Below are 26847 nucleotides of genomic sequence, written 5' to 3' on the forward strand. Positions count from 1 at the left end.
CGCTGGATGGTCCGTCACGGCCGTGCGGGCCGCCGGCGCGCGCGGTGCGCGCCGGCGGCCCGGCGGAGGGTCAGAGACCCAGGTCCTCGGCCTTGTAGAAGCCGGAGTCCACGAGCACCGACTCGACGGTGTCGGGCGTCACGACCTGCGGGTCGAGCAGGTAGGTCGGGACGACCTTCACGCCGTTGTCGTACGTCTCCTCGTCGTTGACGTCGACGGTCTCGCCCTCGACGATCTGGCCGACCATCTTGGCGACCTGGTCACCCAGCGCGCGGGTGTCCTTCCAGACCGTCATCGACTGCTTGTCGGCGAGCATGTTGAGCACGTTCGCCTGGTCGGCGTCCTGGCCGGTCAGCACGGGCCAGTCGGTGCCGGGCACGTAGCCGGCGCCCTCGAGGGCCTGGGCGATGCCCAGCGCGAGCGAGTCGTTCGGCGACAGGACGACGTTGACCTTCTGGCCGCCGCCGTAGAACGAGTTGAGGCGGTTCTCCATCTCGGCCTGGGCGGTGTCGGAGCCCCAGCCCTGGATGCCGATGGAGGCCCAGTCGTCGTTCGAGGCCGGCGCCTTGCCCGACGGGACGACGAGCTTGCCCTCCTCGACGTACGGGAGCAGGACGTCCCACGCGCCGGAGAAGAAGAACTTGGCGTTGTTGTCGTCCGGCGAGCCCGCGAACGGCTCGAGGTTGAACGGCCCCGCGGCGTTCTTGAGGTCGAGGGCCTCCTCGATGAACTGGCCCTGGAGCGTGCCGACCTTCTCGTTGTCGAACGTCGCGTAGTAGTCGACGTTCGGCGTGTCGTTGATGAGGCGGTCGTACGCGATGACGGTGATGTCCGCCGCCGCCGCGTCCTCGAGGACCGGCGCGAGGGCCGTGCCGTCGATCGACGCGATGACCAGGACGTCGGCGCCCTGGTTGATCATGTTCTGGATCTGCGTGATCTGCTGGTCGACCTTGTTGTCGGCGTACTGCAGCGTCGTCTCGTAGCCGGCGTCCTGCAGCAGCTCCTCGAGGTGCGAGCCGTCACGGTTCCACCGCTCGAGGCTCTTCGTCGGCATCGCGATGCCGATGAGGGTGTCCTCGGCGCTGCCGCCCGTCTCCTCGCCGCCCGACTCACGCTCCTGGCTGCAGGCCGAGAGTCCGACGATCAGGCCGGCCGTGGCGACGCCGACGGCCACCTTCCTCCATGCAAAAGACATCGTTGTCCGCTCCCTGGTTGCACCGTCCGGCCGCGTCGTCCGGGGCGTCTCTGCCCGTCGACACCCACGCGGACCACTGCTTGGCCCGCGCCGGTCGCGCGTCCGGTCATGTCGTTTGAATTCAAGACCCGAAGCCAAGCCTGGTGCAAGTTCCGTTACCAACCTGTGTCTTCCGGACACGTGGTTGCGCTCCCACGTACTCCGGGCGGGTTAACTTTGCGATGCGAAGGCATCGGGTGACCCGGGAAACCACGCCGGGACGAACGTCCCGGCGCACGAACGGGCAAGCGCTCACCGCGGACGCTCCCCTCGCGGGGCACGTTCTCGCGGTGAGCGCGAGCAGGTACGAAGGGGGCCCGGGGGCGGCGGGGTGACGCCGCGTCACGCCTCCACGGACTGCGAGCGGCGCCACCGGATGCCGGCCTCGACGAAGTCGTCGATGTCGCCGTCGAACACCGCGGCGGGGTTGCCGACCTCGTGCTCCGTCCGCAGGTCCTTGACCATCTGGTACGGCTGGAGGACGTACGAGCGCATCTGGTCGCCCCACGACGCCTTGATGTCGCCCGCGAGCTCCTTCTTCTTCGCATCCTCCTCGGCCTTGCGGACGAGCAGCAGGCGCGACTGGAGCACGCGCAGGGCCGCGGCGCGGTTCTGGATCTGCGACTTCTCGTTCTGCATCGACACGACGATGCCCGTCGGGATGTGGGTCATGCGCACCGCCGAGTCCGTCGTGTTGACCGACTGACCGCCCGGGCCCGACGAGCGGAACACGTCGACCTTGATCTCCGACTCGGGGATCTCGACCGAGTCCGTCCCCTCGATCAGCGGGATCACCTCGACCGCCGCGAACGACGTCTGGCGGCGCCCCTGGTTGTCGAACGGCGAGATGCGCACCAGGCGGTGCGTGCCCGCCTCGACCGACAGGTGCCCGAACGCGTACGGCGCCTTGACCTCGAACGTCGCCGACTTCAGGCCCGCCTCCTCGGCGTAGCTCGTGTCGAGGACCGTCGTCGGGTAGCCGTGCCGCTCCGCCCAGCGCAGGTACATCCGCAGCAGCATCTCCGCGAAGTCCGCCGCGTCGACACCACCGGCGCCCGCGCGGATCGTCACGACCGCCTCGCGCTGGTCGTACTCGCCGTTGAGCAGCGTGCGGACCTCGAGCTCCCCCAGGTCCTTGCGGATCGACGCGAGCTCGACCTCGGCCTCCGCGAGGCTGTCCGCGTCCTCCATCTCGACGCCGAGCTCCACGAGCGTCTCGAGGTCGTCGATCCGGCCGCCCAGCTTCGCGACGCGGTCGAGCTCGGCCTGCGCCGCGGACAGCGCGCTCGTCACCTTCTGCGCCGCGTCCGGGTCGTCCCACAGGTTCGGCGCGCTGGCCTGGTCCGACAGGTCGGCGATCTTCGCCTTGAGCGCGGTCGGGTCGCTCACCGCCTGGATGGACTCCAGCGTGGTGCGCAGCTCGCGGATCTCGGCGGGGAAGTCGGTGGTGGCCACGACCGTCCAGGCTACCCGGTGTCGTCCCCTAGCCTCGGACGGTGGCCATCAGGGTGAGCGCGTACGCCGTCGTCGTCGACCCGCGCGGGATGCTCCTGTCCCGGCTCTCCCCCATGGTCGGCGTCGGCCCGAAGTGGACCCTGCCCGGCGGCGGGATCGACCCGTACGAGGACCCCGCCGACGCCGCCGTCCGCGAGGTGCACGAGGAGACGGGGTACGAGATCGCGCTCGACGGGCTGCTCGGCCTCTCGTCGCTCGTCGTCGACCCGGCGCTCGCCCCCACGAACCTCCCCGTCAAGACGCACCTGCTGCGGGTCGTCTACCGCGCGCACGTCGTGGGCGGCGACCTGCGGCACGAGGTCGACGGGTCGACCGACCTCGCCGCGTGGCAGCCGCTCGACGCCGTCGACGACCTCTACCGCGTCGAGCTCGTCGACAAGGCCCGCCGCTTCGCCGGGCTCCTGCCCGACCCGGCCTGACGCCGAACGCCCGGGCGGCGCACCGCCGGCGGCGGCGCGCTCGACGTCACCCGTCCGCGCGCGCGTGTGGGTGGTCGGTTCGAACATGTGTTCGTGAGCGAGTCCACCGTCCGTCGCGCGGCGATCCTGCACGCCGACCTCGACGCCTTCTACGCGTCGGTCGAGCAGCGCGACGACCCGCGGCTGCGCGGCCACCCCGTCGCCGTGGGCGGCGGCGTCGTGCTCGCCTGCTCGTACGAGGCGAAGCGGCGTGGCGTGAAGACCGCGATGAGCGGCCGCCAGGCCCGTGCGCTGTGCCCCGACCTCATCGAGGTGCGGCCCCGCTTCGACGCCTATGTCGAGGCCAGCCGCGCGGTCTTCGAGCTCTTCCACGCGACGACCCCGCAAGTACAGGGCGTGTCGATCGACGAGGCCTTCCTCGACGTCGCCGGCCTGCACCGCATCGACGTCCCGCCCGTCGACATCGCCGCACGGCTGCGCCGTCAGGTGCGCGACGAGGTCGGCCTCCCGATCACCGTCGGCGTCGCGCGCACCCCGTTCCTCGCGAAGGTCGCGTCGCGCGTCGGCAAGCCCGACGGGCTCGTGCACGTCCCGCCCGACGGCGAGGACGCCTTCCTGCACCCGCTCCCCCTCGAGCTGCTCTGGGGCGTCGGCGAGGTCACCGCGGCGAAGCTGCACGGCTACGGCCTGCGGACCGCCGGTGACGTCGCGATGCTGCCCGAGTCCGTGCTCGTCGGCGCGCTCGGACCCGCCGCCGGGCGGCACCTGCACGCCGTCGTGCACGGCCGCACGCCCGCGCGCGTCGAGACCGGCCGTCGGCGCGGCTCCATCGGCGCTCAGCGCGCCCTCAGCCGCGGCCCGCACGACCCGGCGTTCGTGCACGCCGCGCTGCTCGGGCTCGTCGACCGCGTCGGTCGGCGGATGCGGGCCGCGCACCGCACCGCCCGCACCGTCGTCCTGCGGCTGCGGTTCGACGACTACACGCGCGCGACCCGCTCCCGCTCGTTCCCGCACGCGACCGCGTCCGGCACCGACCTCGCCGCCGCGGCGGTCGCGCTGCTCGACTCCGTCGCCCCGCTCGTCCGCGAACGCGGGCTCACCCTCGTCGGCGTGGCGCTGACCAACCTCGGGCCCGACGACGTCGTGCAGCCGCAGCTCCCGCTCGACGGGCCCGACCTCGGCACGCTGGACACGACGCTCGACGAGGTCGCCGACCGCTTCGGCAAGCGCACCGTGACGCGCGCGAGCCTGCTGCGCACCGGCGACGGCATCGCCGTCCCGCTCCTGCCCGACTGACCGGGGCCCGGACGTGGGACCGGGCGGTCACGCTGCACAGGCACGACCGTCCGGTCCGGACGCGGCAGGCGGGTCAGCTGGGCATGCTGCCGTCGGGCGTGCAGGTGATGACGAAGGAGATGTCCTTGTCGAAGTCGTGCACGGTGTCGTACGGGTCGGCGTCGACGACCGTGGAGGTCGTCCCCGTCTTCACGACGGCGAAGGCGGCTCCGTCCCCGACCGTCCGCGTCTTCGTGCCGTCGGAGAGCTCGACCTTGGTGCAGGTGTCGACGCCGTTCTCCCACGTGTCGGGGTGGTTCCACGACGGGTCGACCGGCTCTTCGCGGAGGCCGGCGAGGCGAGCAGGGCGAACGCGGTGCCGGCGAGCGCGGTGGCGGCCAGCGTGGTGGCGATGCGTGACATCTGCGTCTCCTTGTGGGTGTGCATGCCGAGGACCGCCGGGCTCTCCCCCTGCTCTTCTCGTCCGACTCGTCCGTTCGTGACGCTAGGCCGCGCTCCGAGGCGCGGGTAGCCGACGGAGGCGAGATCTCCCACTTCGCACCACGGTCGTCGGTCCCGACGGGCGCCCGTCACTCCGCGCGGGCGGACGACTCGGCCTCGACCCTCACACCGTCGGACCACGTCGACAGGACCCCGCCCACGACGGGCACCCGGACGACCGCGCCGAGCCGGACGTGCGCCGACCGCCCGTCCGGGCTCGTCGCCTCCAGCACACGCACCGTGGCGAACGGCTCCGTGGCCGACGGGTTCTCGCGCAGGTAGTCCTCGACCGCGGCGCGCACGCTCGCGTCCGACAGGTCGATCCCGCCGCGCGCGGGCTCGCCCTGACCCGCGCCGGGAGCGAAGTAGCCGGGGCTCGCGAGGGCGTCGGCCGCGTCGAGCGCGACGACGTCGGCGAGCGCGACGAGCCGCTTGCGGTCGAGGTGGACCGCGGTCGCTGCCGACACGACCAGCACGAGCAGGAGGGCGACGACGACGAAGCCCAGGGTCAGCAGGAGGACCTGCCCCTCGTCCTGCCCACCGGTGCGCCCCCGGGCCGCGACGCGCCCGGCGACGCGCGCCACGCCGCGCCGGACGGGCGCGCGCCGCGCGCGCCGTGGACCGACGCCGCGCCCGAGCTGCCCGTGCCACCGGTCCACGTCCTCCGCGCGAGCGCGGGTCGAGCGACCCCGCCCGCCCCGGGCGACCGCGGGTCCGCCCGCGTCGCCCGTCATCCGCGAGCCCGGTACGTGTCGACCGGCGCGACGCGCTCCGCGCTGACCGGGACCTCCAGCGGCACGACGTCCCGGACGACCGACGGCACGAACGGCAGGGGCACGACGACCTCGACGCGCGCCGTGACGCGCGAGCCCGGCTCCAGGCACGGGGTCGACGTGCACGTCAGCCGCAGCGCGTCCGCCGGGTCGTCGTCGAACCCCTGGTCCCGCAGCGCGACGCCCGCGGCGGCCGCCGCACGCGCGCCCGACTGCCGCGGGTCCTCCGCCGCGACCGCGGTCCTCGCCGCCTCGCGTGCGGCGCCCTCGACCGCGAAGGTCGCGGCCTGCAGCCGTCCGAGCACCAGCACCAGGTAGACGGTCGGCAGGAGCAGGACGAGCGCGACCCCGAGGAACTCGAGCACAGCGTTCCCGTCGTCCCGTCCACCGCCGCTCCGCAGCCGGGCCGCAATCCTGACTCGCGCGGCGGTGATCATCCGTCGACCCGCGCCCGCGCGTCGGCCCTCGGGCGGCGCGACCGTCGGCGGCCCTGTCACTGGTCCTCCGCGTACGCGTGGCCGCGGACGGTGAGCGCGCCGCCCGGCCCGACCAGCCCGACGACAGGGAGCGGCGCCGTGACGGTCACCTCGACGACCTCGACACCGTCGACGGTGGTGCGAGCCGCCTGCACGTCGCCCGCGTAGGCCGCGGACAGCGACTGGGTCACGAGGTCCCGGGTCCGCGCGACGGCATCGGCCGGCCGGTGGCCGTCGAGCGCGCCGTACCGCGCCCCCTCGGCGGCGCAGTCGACCAGCGTGTTCCGCACGTGCTGCACGAGCGCGAGCTGCACCACGGCGACGAACAGCACGGTCACGAGCGCCCCGACGAGGACGAAGTCGACCACCGCCGACCCTGCGTCCTCGCGCCCGGGCGGCGTGCCGACGGTCAGTCGCCCGTCACGCTCTTGAGCGCGTCGTCGAAGACCTGGCTCAGCGCGGGCTCGGCGACGAGCCACAACGCGGTCACGAGCCCCGCGGTCATCAGCGTGACCAGCACCCACCCCGGCACGTCGCCCCGGTCGTGGCCGGTCGCCACCGCGTCGGTCCAGCGCCGGACCACGCGCGCGGCGACGGCGCCCGGGAGCCGTCTGACCGCACCGCTCGCTCGCCGCGGCCGCGGGGTCGTCGTGCTCGGGTCGGTGTCCATGGGTGGTGTCTCCTCGGTGCTTCTCGTCGGGTCGGTGCTTCTCGTCGCGTCGGTGCTTCGCGGCGGGTCCGTGCTTCGCGGCGGGTCGGTGCTTCGCGGCGGGTCCGTGCTTCGCGGCGGGTCGGTGCTTCGCGGCGGATTGGTGCTCCTCGGCGGGCGGTCGCACGGACCACCCGGGGTCGGTGCCGGGGCGGCGTGCGGTCACAGCCCGACCCGCAGGACGAGCAGGGACGGGAAGACGGCGAACGCGACGGTGACGGGCAGGATGAGGAAGACGACCGGCACCATCATGGCGACCTCCTTGCGGCCGCCCGTCTCCATGAGGTCGCGACGGACCTCTTCGCGGACGTCCTGCGCCTGCGCGCGGAGCACCTCGGCGAGCGGGGTGCCGCGCTCAACGGCGACCGCGACCCCCTCGGCGAACCTCGCGAGCGCCGGCAGCCCGGTCCGGTCGGCGAGCCCGTCGAGCGCGGTGGTGAGGGGCGCGCCGGCCCGCGCGTCGGCGAGCGTGCGCTCGAGCTCGACGCTCAGCTCGCCGCGGGTGCTGCGGACGACGCGTTCGAGCGCGCCGGTCGCCCCCTCGCCTGCCCCGACCGCGAGCGCGAGGAGCTCGGCGATCGTCGGCATCTCCTGCAGCATGCGGCTCTCCCGCTCGGCGACCTGGCGCGACAGCATCCAGTCGCGGCCGAGCACGCCCGTCGCTCCGCAGAGGGCGACGAGGACGACGAGCACCACGACCGACGTGCCGCGGGTCGCCGCGAGCAGGAGCGCGAGACCCAGGCCGGCGGCGACACCCAGCACGCCCCAGACGACCTGGCCGGCGCGGAACTGCTCGACGGACTCGTCCCGGCCGGCGCGCGCGAGCCGACGCCTGAGGTCGGCCGTGGGCGAGCCGACCCGCGCCACGAGCCGGACGGCGTCGTGCATGAGCGGGGCCGCGATCCGCTCGAGCGTGGCGGCCGCACCGCCCGGTGCGGGGTTGCGCAGCAGCAGCGCCGACGAGGACCGCTGCGGTCGCAGGTACGGCGCGAGCCGCTGGTCGAGGCGGATCCGGCGGGCACGCAGCCGCGCGACGACGAGCAGCACGCCGACGCTCGCGAGGAGCCCGGCGAGCCCGCCGGCGGCGACCGGGCTCACCGCAGCACCCGCGGGTCGTCGGGCAGCCGCGCGATGCGCAGCATGAGGCCGTACGCGACGACCGTGCTCGCGGCGCCCGCCGCGAGCACGAGCAGCCCGGCGGTCGAGTCGTAGGCCCGGGCGGCCTCGGTGCGGGTCGCGAGCAGCGCGAGCACGAGCCAGGGGGCGGCCGCCGCCAGCCGGGCGGCGTTGATGGTCCAGCTCTGCCGCGCCTCGAGCTCGCCGCGCGTGCGGACGTCCTCCCGCAGGAACGCGGACAGGGTGCGGAGCAGGCGCCCGAGGTCGGTGCCGCCGACGTCGCGTGTCATGCGCAGGGCCTCGACGATCCGGTCGGCGACGGGGTCGGCGAGCCGCGCCTTGAGGGCGTCGAGGCTCTCGCCGAACCGCCCGGTCGCGCGGTAGTCCTCCGCGAACGCCGCGAACGGCGTGCGCAGCTCGACGGGTCCGCGCTCGCCCAGCTGGGCGACGGCCTCCGGCAGGGCGAGCCCGGCGCGGATGCCCGACGCGAGGTGGTCGACGACCTCGGGCCACAGCGCGCGCAGCCGCGCGCGTCGTCTCCGCGCGCGTCCGCGGACCACGGCGGACGGCGCGAGCGCGAGGAACACGCCGAGGCACAGCGCCATCGACGGCACTCGCGTCAGCGCGAGACCGAGGAGCAGCCCGACGACGCCGACGACCCCGCTCGTGAGCAGGAGTCCCGCGGGCGTCACGCCCGGCATCCCCGCCTGGACGAGCGCGTCCTGCGTGCGCGCGCTCCACCCGTCGACGCGCGACGTGGCACCCGGGGAGGGTGCCCAGCACGACCACCAGAGGCACGCCAGGCCCGCCCCCAGCAGGAGCCCGACCACCACACCCATCGCGCGTCACCCCACCCCGGGGTCCGACGTCCGGACCCGTGCGAGGGCGGCTGACGACGACGTCTCACGTCCGGTCGCCACGCGGCCCCCTGCCCGATTGGTCCGATTCGCGGTGAACGTAGGGCACGCCCGCGACGCGCGGCTGCGGCCGTCCACAGTCCAGACGCCTCAGGCCCGGACGCGCAGGAGCGCGGCCAGGTCGACGCCGAGCCGCGCGAACCGCTCGGGGTGGGGCGGGAAGCCGTCGGCCCGCACGAGGTGGCCGCCGCGCGAGGTGAACACGTCGGCGGTCTCGACGACGCCCTGCTCGACGCGACCAGGCACCGCGACGACCTCGCGCACGCCACGGCGCCCGGCCGCGTCGAGGTCGAGGTGCACGACGAGGTCGACCGCGGAGGCGACCGTCGGCACGACGAACCGGTCGGACACGTTCTCCCCCGCGAGGAGCGGCAGCGTGCACAGCTTCACGAGCGCCTCGCGCGCGGAGCTGGCGTGGATCGTGCACATCGCGGGCACGCCCGCGTTGAGCGCGATGAGCAGGTCCAGCGCCTCGGCCTCCCGCACCTCGCCCACGATCAGCCGGCTCGGCCGCATGCGCAGCGCCTCCTTGACGAGACGCCGCAACGGGATCTCGCCCGTCCCCTCGAGGCTGGGCTGGCGGCACTGCATCGCCACCCAGTCGCGCGCCGACAGGCGGAGCTCGAAGACCTCCTCGCACGTCACGACGCGCTCGCGCGCCGGGATCGCACCCGCCAGCGCGTTGAGCATCGTCGTCTTGCCGGCTTGGGTCGCGCCGGAGACGAGCACGTTGAGGCCGGCCCGCACCGCCGCGTGCAGGAACGCGGCCGCGTGCGGTGTGAGGGCCCCGAGCCCGACGAGGTCGTCGAGCGTCCCGGCGCGGACGACGTGCTTGCGGATGTTGACCGCCCAGTGGCGCCGGGTGACGTCGGGGATCACGGCGTGCAGCCGCTCCCCGCCGGGCAGCGACGCGTCGACGAAGGGGCTCGACAGGTCGAGCCGACGGCCGGAGACCTTGAGCATCTGCTCCACGAGGTCCCGGACCTGGCCGTCGGTGAGGATCGTCGTGGTGAGCTCCGGCTCGCCGCGCCGCGCGACGAACACCTGCGTCGGCGAGTTGACCCAGATCTCCTCGACCTCGGGGTCGTCGAGGTACTTCTGCAGCGGGCCGAGCCCCGCAACCGCGTCGACGACGGCCTTGTGCGCGGCCGCGGCGTCGGCCAGCGGCGGCACGGCCCCGCGCAGCGACCGCTCGTCGTAGTCCGCGATGACGTCGGCGACGAGCGTGGCGACGCCGCCCGGGTCGCGCACCGGGTCGATCCCGCGCCGGCGCACGAGCTCGCGGACCTCCCGCTCGAGGATCACCACACCGTCCACGCCGCACCCCTGCCCGATTCGTCCGTTCTCGGCCGGGTCAGACCGTAGGGCACGGCGTCACGTCCCCGCGCGCGTCGTCCACAGCCCGCGGGAACCGTCCGCCCCTCGCACGACCGCACCGCGACAGCCGGGCACGGCGACGGGACAATCGCGTCATGCCGGGACCGCGGACGACGTTCGAGGACGACTTCGACGGGCACGACCTCGACAGGACCGTCTGGACGCCGCACTACCTGCCGGCGTGGAGCTCGCGCGAGCAGAGCGCGGCGACGTACGCGGTGCGGGACTCGTGCCTGCACCTGAGGATCCCGCCCGGCCAGCCGCTCTGGTGCGCGGGCGACCACCAGCCGCCGCTGCGGGTGTCGGCCGTGCAGTCCGCGAACCGCTCGGGCCCCGTCGGCAGCACCGACGGCCAGCAGCCGTACCGCGAGGGCCTGGTCGTGCGAGAGGCGCAGACGGAGCTGCTCGGGTGGACGCCCGGGCCCGGGTACGTCGAGATGCGGGCGCGGGCGGTGCTGTCGCCGCGGTCGATGGTGTCGCTCTGGATGGTCGGGCTCGAGGACGTGCCCGAGCGGTGCGCGGAGATCTGCGTCATGGAGGTGTTCGGCGACGCGGTCGTGCCGGGCGAGTCGGCGGCGGTCGGCATGGGGCTGCACGCGTTCCGCGACCCGGCGGTGCGGGAGGACTTCGAGACGCCGCGACTGCCGATCGACGTCGCCCGCCCGCACACGTACGCGGTCCGCTGGACGCCGGAGCACGCGACCTTCAGCGTCGACGGTGCCGTCGTGCGACGGGCCGTGCGCCCGCCGGCCTACCCGCTGCAGCTCATGCTCGCGGTGTTCGACTTCCCCGACCGCGCGACGCCCGGCGACGACGTCGTGCCCGAGCTCGTGGTCGACCACGTGCGCGGGTGGTCGGGGTGACGCCCGACCACCCGCGCACGGCCGGCGTCAGGACCGGATGAACTCCAGGATGTCCGCGTTGATGACGTCGGCGTGCGTCGTCGGCATGCCGTGCGGGAAGCCCTCGTAGGTCTTGAGCGTGCCGTTCTGCACGAGCTCGGCGCTGAGCGGCCCGGAGTTGGCGTAGGGCACGATCTGGTCGTCGTCGCCGTGCTGCACGAGGACGGGCACGGTGATGGTCTTGAGGTCGTCGGTGAAGTCGGTCTGCGAGAACGCGACGATGCCGTCGTAGTGCGCCTTCGCGCTGCCCATCATCCCCTGCCGCCACCAGTTCGCGATGACCGCCTCCGACGGCTCGGCCCCCGGCCGGTTGTACCCGTAGAACGGTCCGGACGGCAGTGCGCGGTAGAAGTCGGAGCGGTGTGCGGCGACCTCGGCCTGGAGCCCGTCGAAGACGGCCTTCGGCAGCCCGCCGGGGTTCGTGTCGGTCTGGACCATGAGCGGCGGCACGGCCGCGATGAGCACGGCCTTCGCGACGCGGCTCTCGCCGTGCCGGCCGAGGTAGCGGACCACCTCGCCGCCACCCGTCGAGTGGCCGATGTGCACCGCGTCGTGCAGGTCCAGGTGCGCGGTGAGAGCCGCGAGGTCGTCGGCGTAGTGGTCCATGTCGTGCCCGTCGGCGACCTGCGACGACCGGCCGTGGCCCCGCCGGTCGTGCGCGATGACGCGGTACCCCTCGTTCAGGAAGAACAGGAGCTGCGTGTCCCAGTCGTCGGCCGACAGCGGCCAGCCGTGGCTGAACACGATCGGCTGCCCCGAGCCCCAGTCCTTGTAGAAGATCTCGACGCCGTCGGTCGTGGTGATCGTGCCCATCCGAAGCCTCCCCCGAGCGTGTCCGGTGCGTCCGGCCAGCATCGCCGCCCGCACGGCTCCCGGGCTAGGTGCGACGTGTGAACTCCGCGCGTCGACGGCGTGTCCGCCCCGACGCGCCGGTCGCAGGTCCGCCGGGCTGCGCTGTCGCAGGCACGGCGACGCGGGTCGCGGCTGCGTATCGTCGGACCCGAGCCGGGCGACGACGCGGGCCACGCAGGTCCGTCGCGTCCACGAGCACCCCGGCGTCGCCGACGAGAGGACCCGCCCGTGACGACAGCCAGGACCGCCCTCGTGACCGGCGCCGCGCGCGGGATCGGGGCGGCGACCGCCCTCCGCCTCGCGCGCGACGGCTACCGGGTCGCGGTGCTCGACCTCTCCGGCCAGGACGCCGAGACGACGGCCGCGGCGATCCGCGAGGCGGGGGGCGAGTCGGTCGCGGTCGGCGCCGACGTGTCCGACGAGGACGCCGTCACCGCGGCCGTCGCCCAGGTCGCCGACACGCTCGGCCCGCCGACGGTGCTCGTGAACAACGCCGGGATCCTGCGGGACAACCTGCTGTTCCGGATGTCGGCCACGGACTTCGACGACGTCGTGCGCGTGCACCTGCGCGGCGCGTTCCTCGTCAGCCGCGCGGTGCAGGCGTACCAGGTGGAGGCGCGGTGGGGTCGCGTCGTGAACCTGTCGAGCACGTCGGCGCTCGGCCACCGCGGGCAGGCGAACTACGCGGCGGCCAAGGCCGGCATCCAGGGGTTCACGCGCACGCTCGCGATCGAGCTGGGTCCGTTCGGCGTCACGGTCAACGCGGTCGCACCGGGGTTCGTCGAGACCGAGATGACGCGCGCGGTCGCCGACCGGCTCGGTGTGCCGTTCGCGGAGCTGGTCGAGTCCGAGGCGAAGGCCGTCCCGGTGCGCCGGGTGGGCCGGCCCGAGGACGTCGCCGCGGCGGTCTCGTTCTTCGCCTCGCAGGAGGCGGGCTTCGTGTCGGGCCAGGTCCTCTACGTCGCGGGCGGGCCGCGCGCGTGACGACCGGCTCCGGACGCGGCCGCCCGGCGCCGACGCCGTACCCGCACCGCGCACCGTTCCCGACCCGGTGGCAGGACAACGACCAGTACGGGCACGTCAACAACGCCGTCTACTACGAGGCGATGGACACCACGATCAACGCCTGGCTGCTGCGGGCCGGACTCGACCCGCTCGGCGGCGACCGCATCGCGGTGTGCGTCGCGTCGTCGTGCGAGTTCCGCGAGCCCTCGTCGTTCCCCGACCCGTGGGAGGTCGGCCTGCGCGCGGGCGCGGTGGGCACGACGAGCGTCACGTGGGAGCTCGGCATCCTGCGCCCGGGCGCGGACGACGCGCTCGCGACGGGCCGGTTCGTGCACGTCTGGGTCGACCGCGGCACACGGCGCCCGGTCCCCGTCCCCGACGGCATCCGCGCCGCGATCGAGCGCGACCTGCTGACCTGACGGCCGGACCGCGCCGGACCTGCCTCGGCGCGACGCTCGGGCGACCGACCACGGGACCCTCGGGCCGAGCGCGGCGCCCCGCGACCACTACCGTGTGAGCGTGAACACGAGCACCGCCGCGCCCCGGGCCGTCCGCGCCCTGCCGACCGGCACCCAGCACACCCTGACCCGCGGCGACGCCGAGGCGGTGGTCGCCGCCGTCGGCGCCAGCCTGCGCACCTACACGGTCGGCGGCGTGGACGTCGTCCTGCCGTTCGCCGAGACCGAGTCGGCGCCCGCCTTCTCGGGCGCGGTTCTCGCGCCGTGGCCGAACCGCCTCACCGACGGCGAGTACACGTTCGACGGGACCGCCTACGAGGTGCCCGTCACCGAGCACGCGCGCCGCACGGCGCTGCACGGTCTCGTCGCGTACGTCGCCTTCACGGCGACAGAGCAGAGCGACGAGCGGCTCGTCCTCGAGCACACGATCGTCCCGACGCCGGGCTACCCGTGGTCGGTGCACCTGGCCGTCACCTACACGCTCGACGACGACGGCCTGCGGGTCGAGGTCACGGCGACCAACCTCGACGACACCGCGGCGCCCTACGGCGTGGGCTTCCACCCGTGGCTCTCCCCCGGCGACGCGGCCGTCGACGAGTGCACGCTGCAGGTCGACGCCGATGCGCACGTGACGGTCGACGGCCGCCTGCTGCCGACCGGGACCGAGCCGGTGAGCGGCACGTTCGACCTGCGGGCCGCGACCTCGCTGCGTGGCGTCGCGCTCGACGACGCCTGGGTCGGCATCACGCGCGACGCGGAGCGCCGGTCGTGGATCCGGCTGGGCCGCCCGGACGGTCGGACGGTCGCGATGTGGGCCGACGAGACGTTCGCCGCGTGGCAGGTCTGCACGGGCGACGGGATCCCGCGCATCGACCGCCGCGGCGTCGCCGCGGAGCCCATGACGTGCGTCGCGGACGCGTTCCGGACGGGCACCGACCTGGTCCGCCTCGAGCCGGGCGCGCGGCACCACGTGACGTGGGGTCTGCAGCTGCGCTGACAGCGGTGCACGCGAGGGCGTCCGGGCCACCGCTCGGGCGCCCTCGTCGCGTCCACGCACGAGCGGGTCCGGGGCTCCGGCGGGGGTGGCTGCGACGGATCGTGCCGAGGGTTCAGCGGGACGGACGGACCGGGCGGTCAGCGCCCGTAGTACTCGCCGTCCTCCTGGACGCCCTTCGCGTACTCCCAGTGCCACGGCTCGTACGGGCCGCTGCCGCCGCGCTTGGCCCAGGCCGGGTTCTCCCAGCCGAACGCGGGCCCGTTGTCGAGGATCCACGCCCACTTGGCACCGGACGTCTGGCTCTGGCAGAGGTCGACGGCGAGGCCCCAGCCGTGGTTGCTCTTGCCGGGTGCGGCGGCGAGGCCGCCCTTCTGCGCCTTGACCACGCGCTGCTGCGCGAGGGAGCGGTAGCCGGAGCTGAGGCACAGGTCGCCGCCGAACCGCGCGACGAACGCCTGGTTGAACTCGGCGAGCGACACGGCCGCGTCGGCGCGCAGCTGCGTGTGGCCGTCCCACAGCGTGCACAGGTCGGCGGTCCGCAGCAGGCCGTTCTCGCCCGCGGGGCGGTCCGTGCCGTCGCAGCCGGGGAGCGCCGAGCGCACCTCGGTCCGACTGCTGCCCGCGGCCTCGCGGGCGGCGAGCGCGCCGTCCGCCGACACGAGCGACGACGGCGGGAGGATCGACAGCGACGACGCGGTGAGCGCCGAGACGGTGTCCGGGAGCGACGCCTCGGCGGCGCGCGCGTCCGTGCCCGGCACGCCGACGCCCTCGAGCGCGCCCTGGCTGACCGTGGGGATGACGACGGTCACGCCGGCCAGCGCTCCCAGCACGCCGAGGCGCACCGCGAGCCGCGGCATCCGGGCCTGGTGCCGGTTCGTCGGGCGGGTGGAGTCGGTGCGGGACCGCGTGGCCGCGCGCTCGACGTCGGGAGTGCGGGCCGTGGTGGTGGTGCGGGCGGCGACCGGGGCCGGCTCGGGCTCGTCGTCGAGCGGGAGGGGCGCCATGACGGTCGTCTCGACGGCCGACCGGGCGGCGGGCGCGGCGGTGGCGGTCGCTGTGAGCGAGGACCACGACGGCGCAGGCGCGGGGCGCGGGTGCGCGGCGGTGGCACCGGGCTCGGTGGCGTGCGGTGCACGGTCGGCCGGGGCCTCGTCGCGTGCGGGCGGCCGGGGCGCGGAGCCCGCGGTCCACGAGGGGCCGAGGTTCGCGGCGGGCTGCAGAGCCGAGGCGCGGGGGCCGGAGACGGACGGCGCAGCTGCGCCGGCGCGGGCGCCGGGCGCCGGCAGCGTCGTGCGGGCGTCGGGCCTCGGGAGCGCCGTGCGGGCACCGGGCGCGGGCAGCGTCGTGCGGGCGTCGGGCCTCGGGAGCGTCGTCCGGGCGCCGGGCGTCGGCAGCGTCGTCCGGGCACCCGGGGCCGGGAGCGTCGTGCGGGGCGCGTTCGGCGGCGGCGTCGTGCGGGCCGTCGCGGCCGCGCCGTACGACGCGCGGGGGACGGGCTGCGCGGACCCGCCGTCGGGGCGCGGCTGGCTCCACGACGGGAGGGCGGGGCCGACGGGCTGCGGGGCGGACGTCACGGGCACGCCCGGGGGCGTGAGCACGGCGCTCGACGTCTGACCGGCCGCCCTGCGCTCGGCCTCACGGAGGCTGCGACGGGTCGGCCGGGGGGTCGCCTCGTTGTGCTCGGGCCCCACGACACCTCCACTCGCTCCGGTCCACGCTGGCGGACGTCCGCGGCCGGGGAGGCGTCCCTCTCGGGGCGGCTCCGGCGACCGCGGTCACGAAACCATAACGGGTCGCGGTCGCGCTTCCAAGCCCCTGGACGGGCGTCCAGGGGCCGCGCGGGACGACACGCGGTGCACATCGGGCACGTTCGCGCCACCGGACCGGCGGACGCCCAGGTCATCGCCGTGCCCGGCCGGGCCCGCGATTCCCGCGCGCCTCAGAACGTCTGACCGCGCTGCATCGCGTCGCGCACCTCGCCGACGAGCTCCTCGAGGATGTCCTCCAGGAACACGACGCCGACGGTCCGCCCGCCGTCGTCGACCCGCGCGAGGTGCGCGCCGGAACGCTGCATCGCGGCGAGCGCGTCCTCGACCTCGTCCCCCGGCGCGACGACCGCGAGCGCGCGCACCCGCCACGTCGGCACGGGCAGCTTCCGGGCGTCCGCGTCGGCGTACAGCACGTCCTTGAGGTGGAGGTAGCCCGCCGGGCTGCCGTCGTCGTCGAGGACGGGGAACCGGCTGTACCCGGTCCGTGCGACGAGGCGCTCGACCTCCTCCGGGGTGCCGCCCGGGCCGACCGTGACGAGCGCGTCGACGGGGACCATGACGTCCCCCGCCGTGCGGTCCGAGAACTCCAGGGCGCCGGTGAGCAGGCCCTGCTCGTCCTCCAGCAGCCCCTCGGCCTGCGACCGCTCGACGATCGAGTGGACCTCCTGCGCCGTGAACGCGGACGACACCTCGTCCTTCGGCTCGACGCCGACGAGCCGCAGCGCGTGGTTCGCGAGCCAGTTGAGCGCCGCGATCACGGGCCGGACCATGCGCGCGATCCAGACGAGCGGCGGCCCGAACATCAGCACGGCGCGCTCGGGCCCGGCGACCGCGAGGTTCTTCGGCACCATCTCGCCGAGCACGACGTGCAGGTAGACGACGATCGCGAGCGCGAGCACGAACGCGATGGGGTGCGTGAGGTCGCTGCTGACGCCCAGCGCGTGCAGCGGGTCCTCGATGAGGTGCGCGATCGCGGGCTCGGCGACGACGCCGAGGCTCGTCGAGCACACGGTGATGCCGAGCTGCGCGCACGCGAGCATGAGGGACACGTGCTCCATCGCCCACAGCACCGTGCGGGCGCGACGGTCGCCGGCCTCGGCGAGCGGCTCGATCTGGCTGCGGCGCGCGGAGATGATCGCGAACTCCGCGCCGACGAAGAAGGCGTTGCCGGCGAGCAGGAGCACACCGACCAGCAGGGCGACGTTGCTGCTCACGCGTCGTCCTCCTCGTCCTCGTCAGCGGCGACGGCCTGCACGCGGACGCGCTCGACGCGCCGCCCGGCCATGCGATCGACGACCAGGCGCACCCGGTCGACGACGACCTCGTCGCCCTGCTCGGGGATCCGGCCGAGCACGTACATGAGGAGGCCGCCGAGCGTCTCGTAGGGGCCGTCCTCGGGCACGCGCAGGCCCGTGACCTCCGCGAGCTCGTCGGGCCGCAGGACGCCCGCGAGCAGCCACGAGCCGTCGGCGGACTGCGCGGCGGACTGGCGGCGGCGGTCGTGCTCGTCGGCGACGTCCCCGACGAGCTCCTCGACGACGTCCTCGAGCGTGACGACGCCCGACGTGCCGCCGTACTCGTCGACGACGACGGCGAGCTGTCCGCCCTGCCGCAGCTCGACGAGCAGCGGGCCGAGGTGGACCGTCTCGGGCACACGCGGCACGTCGACCATGAGCGCGGCGGCCGGGACCTCGGCGCGCTTCTCGTACGGCACGGCGACGGCGCGGCGCAGGTGCACGAGCCCGACGACGTCGTCCGCGGAGTCGCCGATGACGAGGAACCGCGAGTGGCCGCTGGTGCGCGCGAGGGCGATCACGTCGGCGGCGGAGTCCTCGTCGCGGCGCACGAGCACGAGCCGTCCGCGGTCCGTCATCACGTCGACGGCGGTGAGCTCGGAGAACTCGACGGAGTTGATGAGCAGCGTCGCGGTCGACTCGTCGAGCGTGCCGACCTCCGCCGACCGCCGGACGAGCGCGGCGAGCTCCTGCGGCGAGCGCCCGCCGGCGAGCTCCTCGCGCGGCTCGACGCCGACACGCCGCAGGATCGCGTTCGCGCTGCCGTTGAACAGGGAGATCAGCGGCCGCAGCGTGGTGGTGAAGCCGCGCTGCAGCGGTGCGACGGTACGCGCGGTGCCGAGCGGCCGGCTGATCGCGAAGTTCTTCGGGATGAGCTCGCCGACGACCATCGAGAAGCCGTTGACGAGCACGATCGCGAGCAGGCCCGCGACCGCGCCGCCGATGACGCGGCCCAGCGGCGACGCCTCCAGCGGGCCGCCGAGCAGGCGCACGACCGCGGGCTGCGTCGTGTAGCCGAGAAGGATCGTGGTGATCGTGATGCCGACCTGGGCACCCGACAGCTCGGTCGACAGCCGTCGCAGCGCCTTCACGACGGACTGCCCGCGGCGGTCGTCGGGGGCGGTCTGCTTGTCGACGACGCCCGGGTCGAGCGTGACGAGCGAGAACTCCGCGGCGACGAACACGGCGGTGCCGAGCGTGAGGAGCACGCCGAGGCCGACGAGGAGCCACTCGGTCAGCACAGGTCACCGCCCGGGGGTGCGACGGACGGAGGGTCGACGGGCGGGCGGGAGGGGACGGGGAGGCCGGCGTCGCCGCCACCGGGCTGGTCGGCCCGCTGGGGTCGCCGGCAGCTACTTGAGCCGCTCATGGTGGCGACATCCTACGGTCCGGCCCGCCGCCGCGCCGGGTGCGCGCGGCGACCCGTCCTGCACCGGTCCGACACGTCTTCCCCCCGCCTCCCCCGCCGAGGTTCCGGGTGCGGGAGGGGTGGCTGTGCCACGCTGACCTCATGATGAACAGCAGCGGTGCGCAGCCGCCCGCGCCGTCCGGAGGTGCCGCGACGACCGTCCTCGTGGTCGAGGACGAGCCGGCGATCGCGCAGGCGATCGCGCACCGTTTCACCGCCGAGGGCTGGCGGGTCGAGGCCGCCGCCGACGGTCCGTCGGGGGTCGCCGCGGCGACGCGCGTGCGGCCCGACGTGGTCGTCCTCGACATCATGCTGCCGGGCATCGACGGGCTCGAGGTGTGCCGCCAGATCCAGGCCGAGCGCCCCGTCCCGGTCCTCATGCTCACGGCGCGCGACGACGAGACCGACATGCTCGTCGGCCTCGGCGTGGGCGCCGACGACTACATGACGAAGCCGTTCTCGATGCGCGAGCTCGTCGCCCGCACGAAGGCGCTGCTGCGCCGTCAGGAGCGCGCCGCCCGCGCCGCCGAGATCGCCGTGGCGACGACGCCGGACCCGCCGCTCGTCATCGGCGACGTGTCGATCGACCGCGCGCAGCGCCGGGTGCAGCGGGGTGACCAGGAGGTCCACCTCACGCCCACCGAGTTCGACCTGCTGGTCGCGCTCGCGGGCTCGTCGCGGACGGTGCTCACGCGTGAGCGGCTGCTCGCGGAGGTGTGGGACTGGGTCGACGCGAGCGGCACGCGGACGGTCGACTCGCACGTGAAGGCGCTGCGCCGCAAGCTCGGCGCGGACCTCATCCGCACGGTGCACGGCGTCGGCTACGCGTTCGAGCCCGCGGACGAGAGCTCGGCGACGCGGTCCGAGGGGTCGTGACGGCACCGCGTCACGTGCGCGGCGAGGGGCGGTCACGGTTGCCGGACGTCCGCCCGCTGGACCGGTTCCGCTCGATCAAGATCAAGCTCGGCGTGCTCGTCGCGGCGTCGGTCGCGCTGGCGTCGTTCATCACGTGGGTGGGGCTGTCGCAGTTCCACCTGGGCCCGAGCCGCACGCTGCCGATCGCGATCGCCCTGTCGCTCGTCGTGACGCAGCTGCTGGCGCGCGGCATGACGTCGCCGCTGCGGGAGATGACGCACGCGGCGGGCCGGATGGCCGACGGCGACTACAGCCAGCGGGTGCGCGCGACGAGCAACGACGAGGTCGGTCAGCTCGCCGAGGCGTTCAACACGATGTCCGACGACCTGGAGCAGGCGGACACGTTCCGGCGCGAGCTGGTCGCGAACGTCGCGCACGAGCTGCGCACGCCGGTGACGGCGCTCCAGGCGCAGCTGGAGAACATCGTCGACGGCGTGAGCGAGCCGGACCCGGTGACGATGCAGGCCGCGCTCGCGCAGACCGAGCGGCTCGGCCGGCTCGTGACCTACCTGCTCGACCTGTCCCGTCTGGAGGCGGGCGACGTGCCGCTGCAGATCGAGGAGGTCCGGCTCGACGACTTCCTGCACGAGGCGGCGGACGGCGCGGCGCTCGTCGGGTCGTCGAAGCGGCTGACGTTCCCGGTGCGCGTCGAGCCCGCGGACCTCACGGTGGCCGCGGACCCGGAGCGCCTGCACCAGGTCGTCGCGAACCTCCTGCACAACGCCGTGCGGCACTCCCCGCCCGACGACGAGGTGCTGCTGGTCGCGTCGCGGGTGGGGACGGACGTGCGGATCGACGTGGTCGACCACGGGCCGGGCATCGCGCCGGAGCAGCGCGCGCACGTGTTCGAGCGGTTCGTGCGCGGCAACACCCCCGCGATCACCGGGCAGGGGTCGACGGGTGGCACGGGGCTGGGTCTGGCGATCGTGCGCTGGGCCGTCGACCTGCACGGCGGCCGGATCGAGGTCGCCGACGAGGGCCCGGGCTGCACCATGCGGGTGACGCTCCCCGGGCGCCCGACGACGGCCCGGACGCGCACGCCGTGAATCGCATTGTTCTAGTCGCGCTAGAACAGTAAGGTCACGGGCATGGCCACGACGACACCACTGCCGAGCCACGACCGCGTCATCGCGGTCTCCCACCTGTCGAAGTCCTTCGGACCCGTCCGAGCGGTCGACGACCTGACCTTCGAGGTGCACCCCGGTCGCGTGACCGGCTTCCTCGGCCCGAACGGCGCCGGCAAGACGACGACGCTGCGCATGCTCCTCGGGCTCGTGCGACCCACGTCCGGCACCGCCACCATCGGCGGCCGCCCGTACCACCGCCTCCCCCGCCCGCTGCGCACCGTCGGCGCGGCCCTGGAGGCGTCGAGCTTCCATCCCGGCCGCACCGCGCTCGACCACCTCCGGACGTACGCGCCCCAGGTCGGCGTGCCGGACGCGCGCGCGAGCGAGGTCCTCGACCTCGTCGGGCTCGGCGGCGCGGCCGACCGGCGGGTCGGCGGGTTCTCCCTCGGCATGCGGCAGCGGCTCGCGCTCGCCACGACGCTCCTCGGCGACCCGCCCGTCCTGCTGCTCGACGAGCCCGCGAACGGCCTCGACCCCGAGGGCATCCGCTGGCTGCGCGTGTTCCTCCGGGCGCTCGCCGCCGAGGGGCGCACGGTCCTCGTGTCGAGCCACGTGCTGTCCGAGGTCGAGCAGACGGTCGACGACGTCGTGATCATCGCGCGCGGCCGCCTCGTGCACGCGTCCCCGCTCGACGACCTCGTCCGGCTCGCGCGACCGCAGGTCCGGGTCGTGTCCCCCGACGCGGCCGGTCTGACCACGCTGCTCGCGCGCGGCGGCTGGACCCGCGCCGGCGACCCCGACACGACCGGTCACGCCGTGGACCTCGTCGACGTCGACGCCGCGACCGTGGGTGCCGCGGCGTTCGCGGCGGGGCTCGAGCTGCACGAGCTGAGCACCCGGAACCCGGGCCTGGAAGGGCTGTTCCTCGACATGGTCGCGACGCCGGCCGCCACCAAGAACCCGGAGGTGGCGGCCTGATGGGCGCGGCACTGAGGACCGAGTACCGCAAGCTCGTCACGACCCGCCTGTGGTGGGTCCTGCTGCTCGCGATGGTCGGCTACATGGCGTTCATCGCCCCCGTCATGGCGTTCGTCGTCACGCAGGGCGGCGACATGGGCACCGTCCCGGGCGGCGAGGGCGGCGGCCCCCTGCCGGCCGACGCGATCGTCCGCACCGTCTACACGATCGCGGTCACGCTCGGCTACACGTTCCCGCTCGTCGTGGGGACCCTCGCGGTCACGACGGAGTTCCGGCACCAGACGATCACGCCGACCCTGCTGGCCGAGCCGCGCCGCAGCGTCGTGCTCGGCGCCAAGCTCCTCGCGGGCGCGGTGCTCGGCCTCGTCTTCGGCGTCGTGGGCACGGCGACCGTCGCGGGCGCCGGTGCGCTGGTCGTGTCCCTCGCGGGCCAGCCGACGTACCTCGACCTCGCGTCGACATGGCGGGTGCTGGCGCTGTCCGCGGTGGCGCTGGCCCTGTGGGCCGTCGTGGGCGTCGGGTTCGGCAGCGTCCTGACCAACCAGGTCGCGGCGATCGTCGTGATCCTCGCGTTCACGCAGTTCCTCGAGCCGCTGCTGCGGTTCGGGCTCGCCGCGACGTCATGGGGTGACGGCATCGCGCGGTTCTTCCCCGGGGCCGCGGCCGAGGCGCTGTCCGGCGGGAGCCTGTACGCCGAGATGGGGGCGACCCAGCTGCTCAGCCCCGTGCAGGGTGCGGCCGTCCTGATCGGGTACGCGCTGCTCTTCGCGGCGATCGGGCGGTTCACGACGTTCCGCCGCGATATCACCTGACGGACCGGGCCCGTCTCGCATGCTGTCGGCCGCGGGCCAAGCCATGACCTCCGGAGGTCTCGGAGCGACCTCGGCTTGAGCCCGCGCCGACGGCGGCGTTGCCCGCCGTTGACCCTGGTGTGCCGACCAGGTGAAGACGGTCGGCAGATCGTCCGACGTGCCGCTCCCCCGCCGGGCTGACTCCCCGACAGGCCGTAATGTTGTCATCAACAGATCCGGCGACGACGCGGTCACGAACCGCAGCGGAAGTGGGCGATCCCAGCGTGACCCAGAAGGCGGAGCCTGACTCGACCCGTGCCGACTTCGGCGCGAACGAGTGGCTCGTGGACGAGCTGTACGAGCAGTTCAAGCAGGACCGGAACGCGGTGGACCCCGCGTGGTGGGACTTCTTCGAGGGCTACAAGCCCGGCGAGGCCGAGGCCCCGAGCGGGTCCAACGGGTCGCCGGCCCCGGCGGACGCGCCGCCGGCTCCCGCCCCGCAGCCGTCCCAGCCGTCCCCGGCCCCCGCCGGCGCTCCCGCGGCGAGCACCCCCGCGGCGCCCGCGCCGGCGCCGACGGCCGAGCCTCCCGCCATCACGTCGCCCATCGCGACCGCCCAGCCGGCCACCGCCCCCTACGCGCAGGTCGCGCAGCGCCCGACGCGCATCGAGGCCGCCGAGTCCGGCGACGACGTGCAGAAGCTCCGCGGCCCCGCCGCGCGCGTCGTCACCAACATGGCGGCGTCGCTCGAGGTCCCGACCGCGACGTCGGTCCGCGCGGTGCCGGCCAAGCTCATGGTCGACAACCGCATCGTCATCAACAACCACCTGGCCCGCGGTCGCGGCGGCAAGGTGTCGTTCACGCACCTCATCGGCTACGCCCTCGTCGAGGCCCTCGCCGACATGCCCGCGATGAACGCGGCGTACACGCTCGTCGACGGCAAGCCCGGCGTCCTGCAGCCCGCGCACGTCGCGCTCGGCATCGCGATCGACCTCGCGAAGCCCGACGGCACCCGCCAGCTCCTCGTGCCGTCGATCAAGAAGGCCGACACGCTCGACTTCGCGCAGTTCTGGACGGCCTACGAGGACGTCGTGCGCCGGGCGCGCGGCAACAAGCTCACGGTCGACGACTTCGCCGGCACGACGATCTCGCTCACCAACCCGGGCACGATCGGCACGGTCCACTCGGTCCCGCGCCTCATGCAGGGCCAGGGCACGATCGTCGGCGTCGGCGCGATGGACTACCCCGCCGAGTTCGCGGGCACGTCCGAGGACCGCCTCAACGCGATGGGCGTCTCGAAGGTCCTCACGCTCACGAGCACGTACGACCACCGCATCATCCAGGGCGCGCAGTCCGGCGACTTCCTGCGCATCCTCGGCCTCAAGCTGCTCGGCGAGGACGGCTTCTACGACCGCGTGTTCGCGGCGCTGCGCGTCCCCTACGAGCCGGTGCGCTGGGTCCGCGACACGTCGAACGACCCCGACGACGAGGCGATGAAGCCCGCCCGCATCGGCGAGCTCATCCACGCGTACCGCTCGCGCGGGCACCTCATGGCGGACACCGACCCGCTCGCCTACCGCCAGCGCAAGCACCCCGACCTCGACGTGCAGAACCACGGCCTCACGCTGTGGGACCTCGACCGCACGTTCCCGACGGGCGGGTTCACCGGCAAGCCGCGTGCGCGCCTGCGCGACGTGCTCGGCCTGCTCCGCGACTCGTACTGCCGGTCCATCGGCGTCGAGTACATGCACCTGCAGGACCCGCGCCAGCGCCGCTGGCTCCAGGAGCGCCTGGAGTCCGGCTACGCCCGCACGCCGCGCGAGGACCAGCTGCGCATCCTGCGCCGCCTCAACGCCGCCGAGGCGTTCGAGACGTTCCTGCAGACGAAGTACGTCGGCCAGAAGCGCTTCTCGCTCGAGGGCGGCGAGTCCGTGATCGCGCTGCTCGACGCGATCCTGTCGCGTGCCGCGGACAGCGGCCTCGACGAGGTCGGCATCGGCATGGCGCACCGCGGGCGGCTCAACGTGCTCGCGAACATCGCCGGCAAGTCGTACGCGCAGATCTTCAGCGAGTTCGAGGGCAACCAGGACCCGAAGTCGGTCCAGGGCTCGGGCGACGTCAAGTACCACCTCGGCACCGAGGGCACGTTCACCGCCGAGTCCGGCGCGACGACGCAGGTGTACCTCGCGGCGAACCCGTCGCACCTGGAGGCCGTCGACCCGGTGCTCGAGGGCATCGTGCGCGCCAAGCAGGACCGGATCGACCTCGGCGGCGACGGGTTCTCCGTGCTGCCGATCCTCGTGCACGGCGACGCGGCCTTCGCGGGCCAGGGCGTCGTGTTCGAGACGCTCAACCTCGCGCAGCTGCGCGGGTACCGGACGGGCGGCACGATCCACGTCATCATCAACAACCAGGTCGGCTTCACCACCGGCCCGTCGTCGTCGCGCTCGTCGCAGTACGCGACCGACGTGGTCAAGGGCCTGCAGGTGCCGGTGTTCCACGTCAACGGGGACGACCCCGAGGCGTGCGTGCGCGTCGCCGAGCTCGCGTTCGAGTACCGCGAGCAGTTCGACCGCGACGTCGTGATCGACATGCTGTGCTACCGCCGCCGCGGCCACAACGAGGGCGACGACCCGTCGATGACGCAGCCGCTCATGTACAACCTCATCGAGGCGAAGCGCTCGGTCCGCAAGATCTACACCGAGACGCTCGTCGCGCGCGGCGACATCTCCCTGACCGAGGCCGAGCAGGCGCTGCAGGACTACCAGCAGCAGCTCGAGCGCGTGTTCGCGGAGACCCGTGAGGACGGCTGGACGCCGCCGCCGGCCGAGGCCGAGGCCGTCGCCGGCCTGGAGCGCCCCGAGTCGCAGCTCGAGGACGCCGGCATCATGGTCGGCTGGAAGACCGCGGTCGACAAGGGCACGCTCGAGCGCATCGGCAAGGCGCACGTGCGTCCGCCGGAGGGCTTCACGGTCCACCCGAAGCTGCAGCAGCTCCTCGCCAAGCGCGAGCAGATGTCGCGCGACGGCGGCATCGACTGGGGCTTCGGCGAGCTCCTCGCGTTCGGCTCGCTCCTCATCGAGGGCACTCCCGTGCGTCTCGCCGGGCAGGACTCGCGACGCGGGACGTTCGTGCAGCGGCACGCGGTGTTCCACGACCGCGAGACCGGCGCCGAGTGGACGCCGCTGCTGTACCTGTCGGCCGACCAGGCGAAGTTCTGGGTCTACGACTCGTCGCTCTCGGAGTACGCGGCCCTGGGGTTCGAGTACGGCTACTCCGTCGAGCGCCCCGACGCGCTCGTGCTGTGGGAGGCGCAGTTCGGCGACTTCGTCAACGGCGCGCAGACCGTCATCGACGAGTTCATCTCCTCCGCCGAGCAGAAGTGGGGCCAGCGCTCGTCCGTCGTGCTGCTGCTCCCCCACGGCTACGAGGGCCAGGGGCCGGACCACTCGTCGGCGCGCATCGAGCGGTTCCTCCAGCTCGCCGCGGAGGACAACATGGTCATCGCGCAGCCGTCGACGCCCGCGTCGCACTTCCACCTGCTGCGGCGGCAGGCGTACCACCGGCCGCGCAAGCCGCTCGTGGTGTTCACGCCGAAGTCGATGCTGCGCCTCAAGGCGGCGTCGTCGGCAGTCGAGGACTTCACGACCGGCACCTTCCGCCCGGTGATCGGCGACGACCTCGCCGCCGCCAAGGCCGGCCAGGTGAACCGCGTCGTCCTGTGCTCCGGCAAGGTCTACTGGGACCTGCTCGCCGAGCGCGTCAAGATCGGCGACGAGCACACCGCGATCGTGCGGTTCGAGCAGCTGTACCCGCTCGACGAGGAGTCGATCCGCGAGGCGCTCGCGCCCTACGGCGACGCCGAGCTCGTGTGGGTGCAGGACGAGCCCCGCAACCAGGGTCCGTGGACGTACCTGTCGACGCACCTGCCGCAGCTGATCGGCCGCGAGCTGCAGGTCGTGTCCCGCCCCGAGTCGGCGTCGCCGGCCGCCGGGTCCGCCAAGCAGCACCAGGCGCAGCAGGCGCGGCTCCTCGAGCAGGCGTACGCGCGCTGACGCCCGACGCGAACCCCTCGGCCCTCCTCGTGAGGTGCCGGGG

24 protein-coding genes are annotated in these 26847 nt (G+C 74.2%); 11 read left to right on the plus strand and 13 right to left on the minus strand.

Annotated features, from left to right (window positions below):
* Window positions 1-70: 70 nt before the first annotated feature.
* Together chvE and prfB are read right to left on the minus strand one after the other, a co-directional pair.
* A complete protein-coding gene (gene chvE / locus OOT42_RS14020) occupies window positions 71-1195 on the minus strand; it encodes a multiple monosaccharide ABC transporter substrate-binding protein (RefSeq protein WP_273651805.1) in 1125 nt (374 codons plus the stop codon).
* A 381-nt stretch (window positions 1196-1576) separates the two neighbouring features.
* The gene (prfB, locus tag OOT42_RS14025) at window positions 1577-2689 is read right to left on the minus strand and encodes a peptide chain release factor 2 (RefSeq protein WP_273651806.1); all 1113 of its coding nucleotides are present in this window, start codon (window positions 2687-2689) and stop codon (window positions 1577-1579) included.
* A 41-nt stretch (window positions 2690-2730) separates the two neighbouring features.
* On the opposite strand from prfB, the gene OOT42_RS14030 reads away from it, so the two are divergent.
* Complete coding sequence (locus OOT42_RS14030; protein ID WP_273651807.1) at window positions 2731-3168, plus strand: NUDIX hydrolase; 438 nt, start codon at window positions 2731-2733, stop codon at window positions 3166-3168.
* A gap of 93 nt (window positions 3169-3261) precedes the next feature.
* Entirely contained in the window at window positions 3262-4464 is a 1203-nt protein-coding gene (gene dinB, locus OOT42_RS14035; protein ID WP_273651808.1) for a DNA polymerase IV, read from the plus strand.
* Between the two features lie 569 nt (window positions 4465-5033).
* Here dinB and OOT42_RS14040 read toward each other — a convergent pair.
* The 7 genes from OOT42_RS14040 to OOT42_RS14070 form a co-directional block, all read right to left on the minus strand.
* Window positions 5034-5603 (minus strand): pilus assembly protein TadG-related protein, encoded by a 570-nt coding sequence (locus OOT42_RS14040; protein WP_273651809.1) that lies wholly within the window; start codon window positions 5601-5603, stop codon window positions 5034-5036.
* A 71-nt stretch (window positions 5604-5674) separates the two neighbouring features.
* Window positions 5675-6082 carry a pilus assembly protein gene (locus tag OOT42_RS14045; protein ID WP_337251874.1) on the minus strand — a complete coding sequence of 136 codons (408 nt, stop codon included), beginning with the start codon at window positions 6080-6082 and terminating at the stop codon, window positions 5675-5677.
* Between the two features lie 128 nt (window positions 6083-6210).
* Entirely contained in the window at window positions 6211-6561 is a 351-nt protein-coding gene (locus OOT42_RS14050; protein WP_273651811.1) for a TadE family protein, read from the minus strand.
* Window positions 6562-6602: 41 nt separating this feature from the next.
* Window positions 6603-6863, minus strand: a complete 261-nt coding sequence (locus OOT42_RS14055; protein ID WP_273654895.1) for a hypothetical protein — start codon at window positions 6861-6863, stop codon at window positions 6603-6605.
* A 201-nt stretch (window positions 6864-7064) separates the two neighbouring features.
* On the minus strand, window positions 7065-8000 hold the full coding sequence (locus OOT42_RS14060) for a type II secretion system F family protein (RefSeq protein WP_273651812.1): 936 nt from the start codon (window positions 7998-8000) through the stop codon (window positions 7065-7067).
* Window positions 7997-8857, minus strand: coding sequence for a type II secretion system F family protein (locus OOT42_RS14065; RefSeq protein WP_273651813.1), 861 nt, complete (start codon window positions 8855-8857; stop codon window positions 7997-7999). Before OOT42_RS14065 ends, OOT42_RS14060 begins: the two co-directional genes overlap by 4 nt.
* Window positions 8858-9025: 168 nt before the next feature.
* The gene (locus OOT42_RS14070; protein ID WP_273651814.1) at window positions 9026-10252 is read right to left on the minus strand and encodes a CpaF family protein; all 1227 of its coding nucleotides are present in this window, start codon (window positions 10250-10252) and stop codon (window positions 9026-9028) included.
* A gap of 155 nt (window positions 10253-10407) precedes the next feature.
* On the opposite strand from OOT42_RS14070, the gene OOT42_RS14075 reads away from it, so the two are divergent.
* The gene (locus OOT42_RS14075) at window positions 10408-11175 is read left to right on the plus strand and encodes a glycoside hydrolase family 16 protein (RefSeq protein WP_273651815.1); all 768 of its coding nucleotides are present in this window, start codon (window positions 10408-10410) and stop codon (window positions 11173-11175) included.
* A gap of 27 nt (window positions 11176-11202) precedes the next feature.
* Here OOT42_RS14075 and OOT42_RS14080 read toward each other — a convergent pair whose 3' ends face one another.
* On the minus strand, window positions 11203-12027 hold the full coding sequence (locus tag OOT42_RS14080) for an alpha/beta fold hydrolase (RefSeq protein WP_273651816.1): 825 nt from the start codon (window positions 12025-12027) through the stop codon (window positions 11203-11205).
* 267 nt (window positions 12028-12294) lie between these two features.
* Here OOT42_RS14080 and fabG point away from each other — a divergent pair, with 267 nt between their 5' ends.
* The 3 genes from fabG to OOT42_RS14095 all read left to right on the plus strand — a co-directional run bounded on the left by fabG (window position 12295) and on the right by OOT42_RS14095 (window position 14526).
* Window positions 12295-13050, plus strand: a complete 756-nt coding sequence (gene fabG / locus OOT42_RS14085) for a 3-oxoacyl-ACP reductase FabG (protein ID WP_273651817.1) — start codon at window positions 12295-12297, stop codon at window positions 13048-13050.
* The gene (locus OOT42_RS14090) at window positions 13047-13490 is read left to right on the plus strand and encodes an acyl-CoA thioesterase (protein WP_273651818.1); all 444 of its coding nucleotides are present in this window, start codon (window positions 13047-13049) and stop codon (window positions 13488-13490) included. The genes fabG and OOT42_RS14090 overlap by 4 nt, the downstream gene beginning before the upstream one ends.
* Window positions 13491-13590: 100 nt before the next feature.
* A complete protein-coding gene (locus OOT42_RS14095) occupies window positions 13591-14526 on the plus strand; it encodes an aldose 1-epimerase family protein (protein ID WP_273651819.1) in 936 nt (311 codons plus the stop codon).
* Between the two features lie 137 nt (window positions 14527-14663).
* Here OOT42_RS14095 and OOT42_RS14100 read toward each other — a convergent pair whose 3' ends face one another.
* The 3 genes from OOT42_RS14100 to OOT42_RS14110 form a co-directional block, all read right to left on the minus strand.
* Complete coding sequence (locus OOT42_RS14100) at window positions 14664-16217, minus strand: M15 family metallopeptidase (RefSeq protein WP_273651820.1); 1554 nt, start codon at window positions 16215-16217, stop codon at window positions 14664-14666.
* A gap of 248 nt (window positions 16218-16465) precedes the next feature.
* The gene (locus OOT42_RS14105; RefSeq protein ID WP_273651821.1) at window positions 16466-17509 is read right to left on the minus strand and encodes a hemolysin family protein; all 1044 of its coding nucleotides are present in this window, start codon (window positions 17507-17509) and stop codon (window positions 16466-16468) included.
* Window positions 17506-18831 carry a hemolysin family protein gene (locus OOT42_RS14110; RefSeq protein ID WP_273651822.1) on the minus strand — a complete coding sequence of 442 codons (1326 nt, stop codon included), beginning with the start codon at window positions 18829-18831 and terminating at the stop codon, window positions 17506-17508. The genes OOT42_RS14105 and OOT42_RS14110 overlap by 4 nt, the downstream gene beginning before the upstream one ends.
* A gap of 272 nt (window positions 18832-19103) precedes the next feature.
* On the opposite strand from OOT42_RS14110, the gene OOT42_RS14115 reads away from it, so the two are divergent.
* The 5 genes from OOT42_RS14115 (at window position 19104) to OOT42_RS14135 (ending at window position 26804) form a co-directional block, all read left to right on the plus strand.
* The gene (locus tag OOT42_RS14115) at window positions 19104-19874 is read left to right on the plus strand and encodes a response regulator transcription factor (RefSeq protein ID WP_273654847.1); all 771 of its coding nucleotides are present in this window, start codon (window positions 19104-19106) and stop codon (window positions 19872-19874) included.
* Complete coding sequence (locus tag OOT42_RS14120; protein ID WP_273651823.1) at window positions 19871-20959, plus strand: HAMP domain-containing sensor histidine kinase; 1089 nt, start codon at window positions 19871-19873, stop codon at window positions 20957-20959. The genes OOT42_RS14115 and OOT42_RS14120 overlap by 4 nt, the downstream gene beginning before the upstream one ends.
* A 42-nt stretch (window positions 20960-21001) precedes the next feature.
* Entirely contained in the window at window positions 21002-21958 is a 957-nt protein-coding gene (locus tag OOT42_RS14125) for an ABC transporter ATP-binding protein (protein ID WP_273651824.1), read from the plus strand.
* Complete coding sequence (locus OOT42_RS14130; protein WP_273651825.1) at window positions 21958-22770, plus strand: ABC transporter permease; 813 nt, start codon at window positions 21958-21960, stop codon at window positions 22768-22770. The genes OOT42_RS14125 and OOT42_RS14130 overlap by 1 nt, the downstream gene beginning before the upstream one ends.
* Before the next feature lie 263 nt (window positions 22771-23033).
* Window positions 23034-26804: a multifunctional oxoglutarate decarboxylase/oxoglutarate dehydrogenase thiamine pyrophosphate-binding subunit/dihydrolipoyllysine-residue succinyltransferase subunit gene (locus OOT42_RS14135; protein ID WP_273651826.1), complete on the plus strand. Its 3771-nt coding sequence runs from the start codon at window positions 23034-23036 to the stop codon at window positions 26802-26804.
* Window positions 26805-26847: the final 43 nt, after the last annotated feature.

It is taken from the genome of Cellulomonas fimi (assembly GCF_028583725.1).
Classification (GTDB): Bacteria; Actinomycetota; Actinomycetes; order Actinomycetales; family Cellulomonadaceae; genus Cellulomonas; species Cellulomonas fimi_B.

Excerpts from the sequence above, each read along its gene's own strand:
- chvE (WP_273651805.1), bottom strand. The coding sequence starts at position 1,195 with ATGTCTTTTGCATGGAGGAAGGTGGCCGTCGGCGTCGCCACGGCCGGC.
- OOT42_RS14055 (WP_273654895.1), bottom strand. The coding sequence starts at position 6,863 with ATGGACACCGACCCGAGCACGACGACCCCGCGGCCGCGGCGAGCGAGC.
- OOT42_RS14065 (WP_273651813.1), bottom strand. The coding sequence starts at position 8,857 with ATGGGTGTGGTGGTCGGGCTCCTGCTGGGGGCGGGCCTGGCGTGCCTC.
- OOT42_RS14075 (WP_273651815.1), top strand. The coding sequence starts at position 10,408 with ATGCCGGGACCGCGGACGACGTTCGAGGACGACTTCGACGGGCACGAC.
- OOT42_RS14080 (WP_273651816.1), bottom strand. The coding sequence starts at position 12,027 with ATGGGCACGATCACCACGACCGACGGCGTCGAGATCTTCTACAAGGAC.
- OOT42_RS14115 (WP_273654847.1), top strand. The coding sequence starts at position 19,104 with ATGAACAGCAGCGGTGCGCAGCCGCCCGCGCCGTCCGGAGGTGCCGCG.
- OOT42_RS14125 (WP_273651824.1), top strand. The coding sequence starts at position 21,002 with ATGGCCACGACGACACCACTGCCGAGCCACGACCGCGTCATCGCGGTC.
- OOT42_RS14130 (WP_273651825.1), top strand. The coding sequence starts at position 21,958 with ATGGGCGCGGCACTGAGGACCGAGTACCGCAAGCTCGTCACGACCCGC.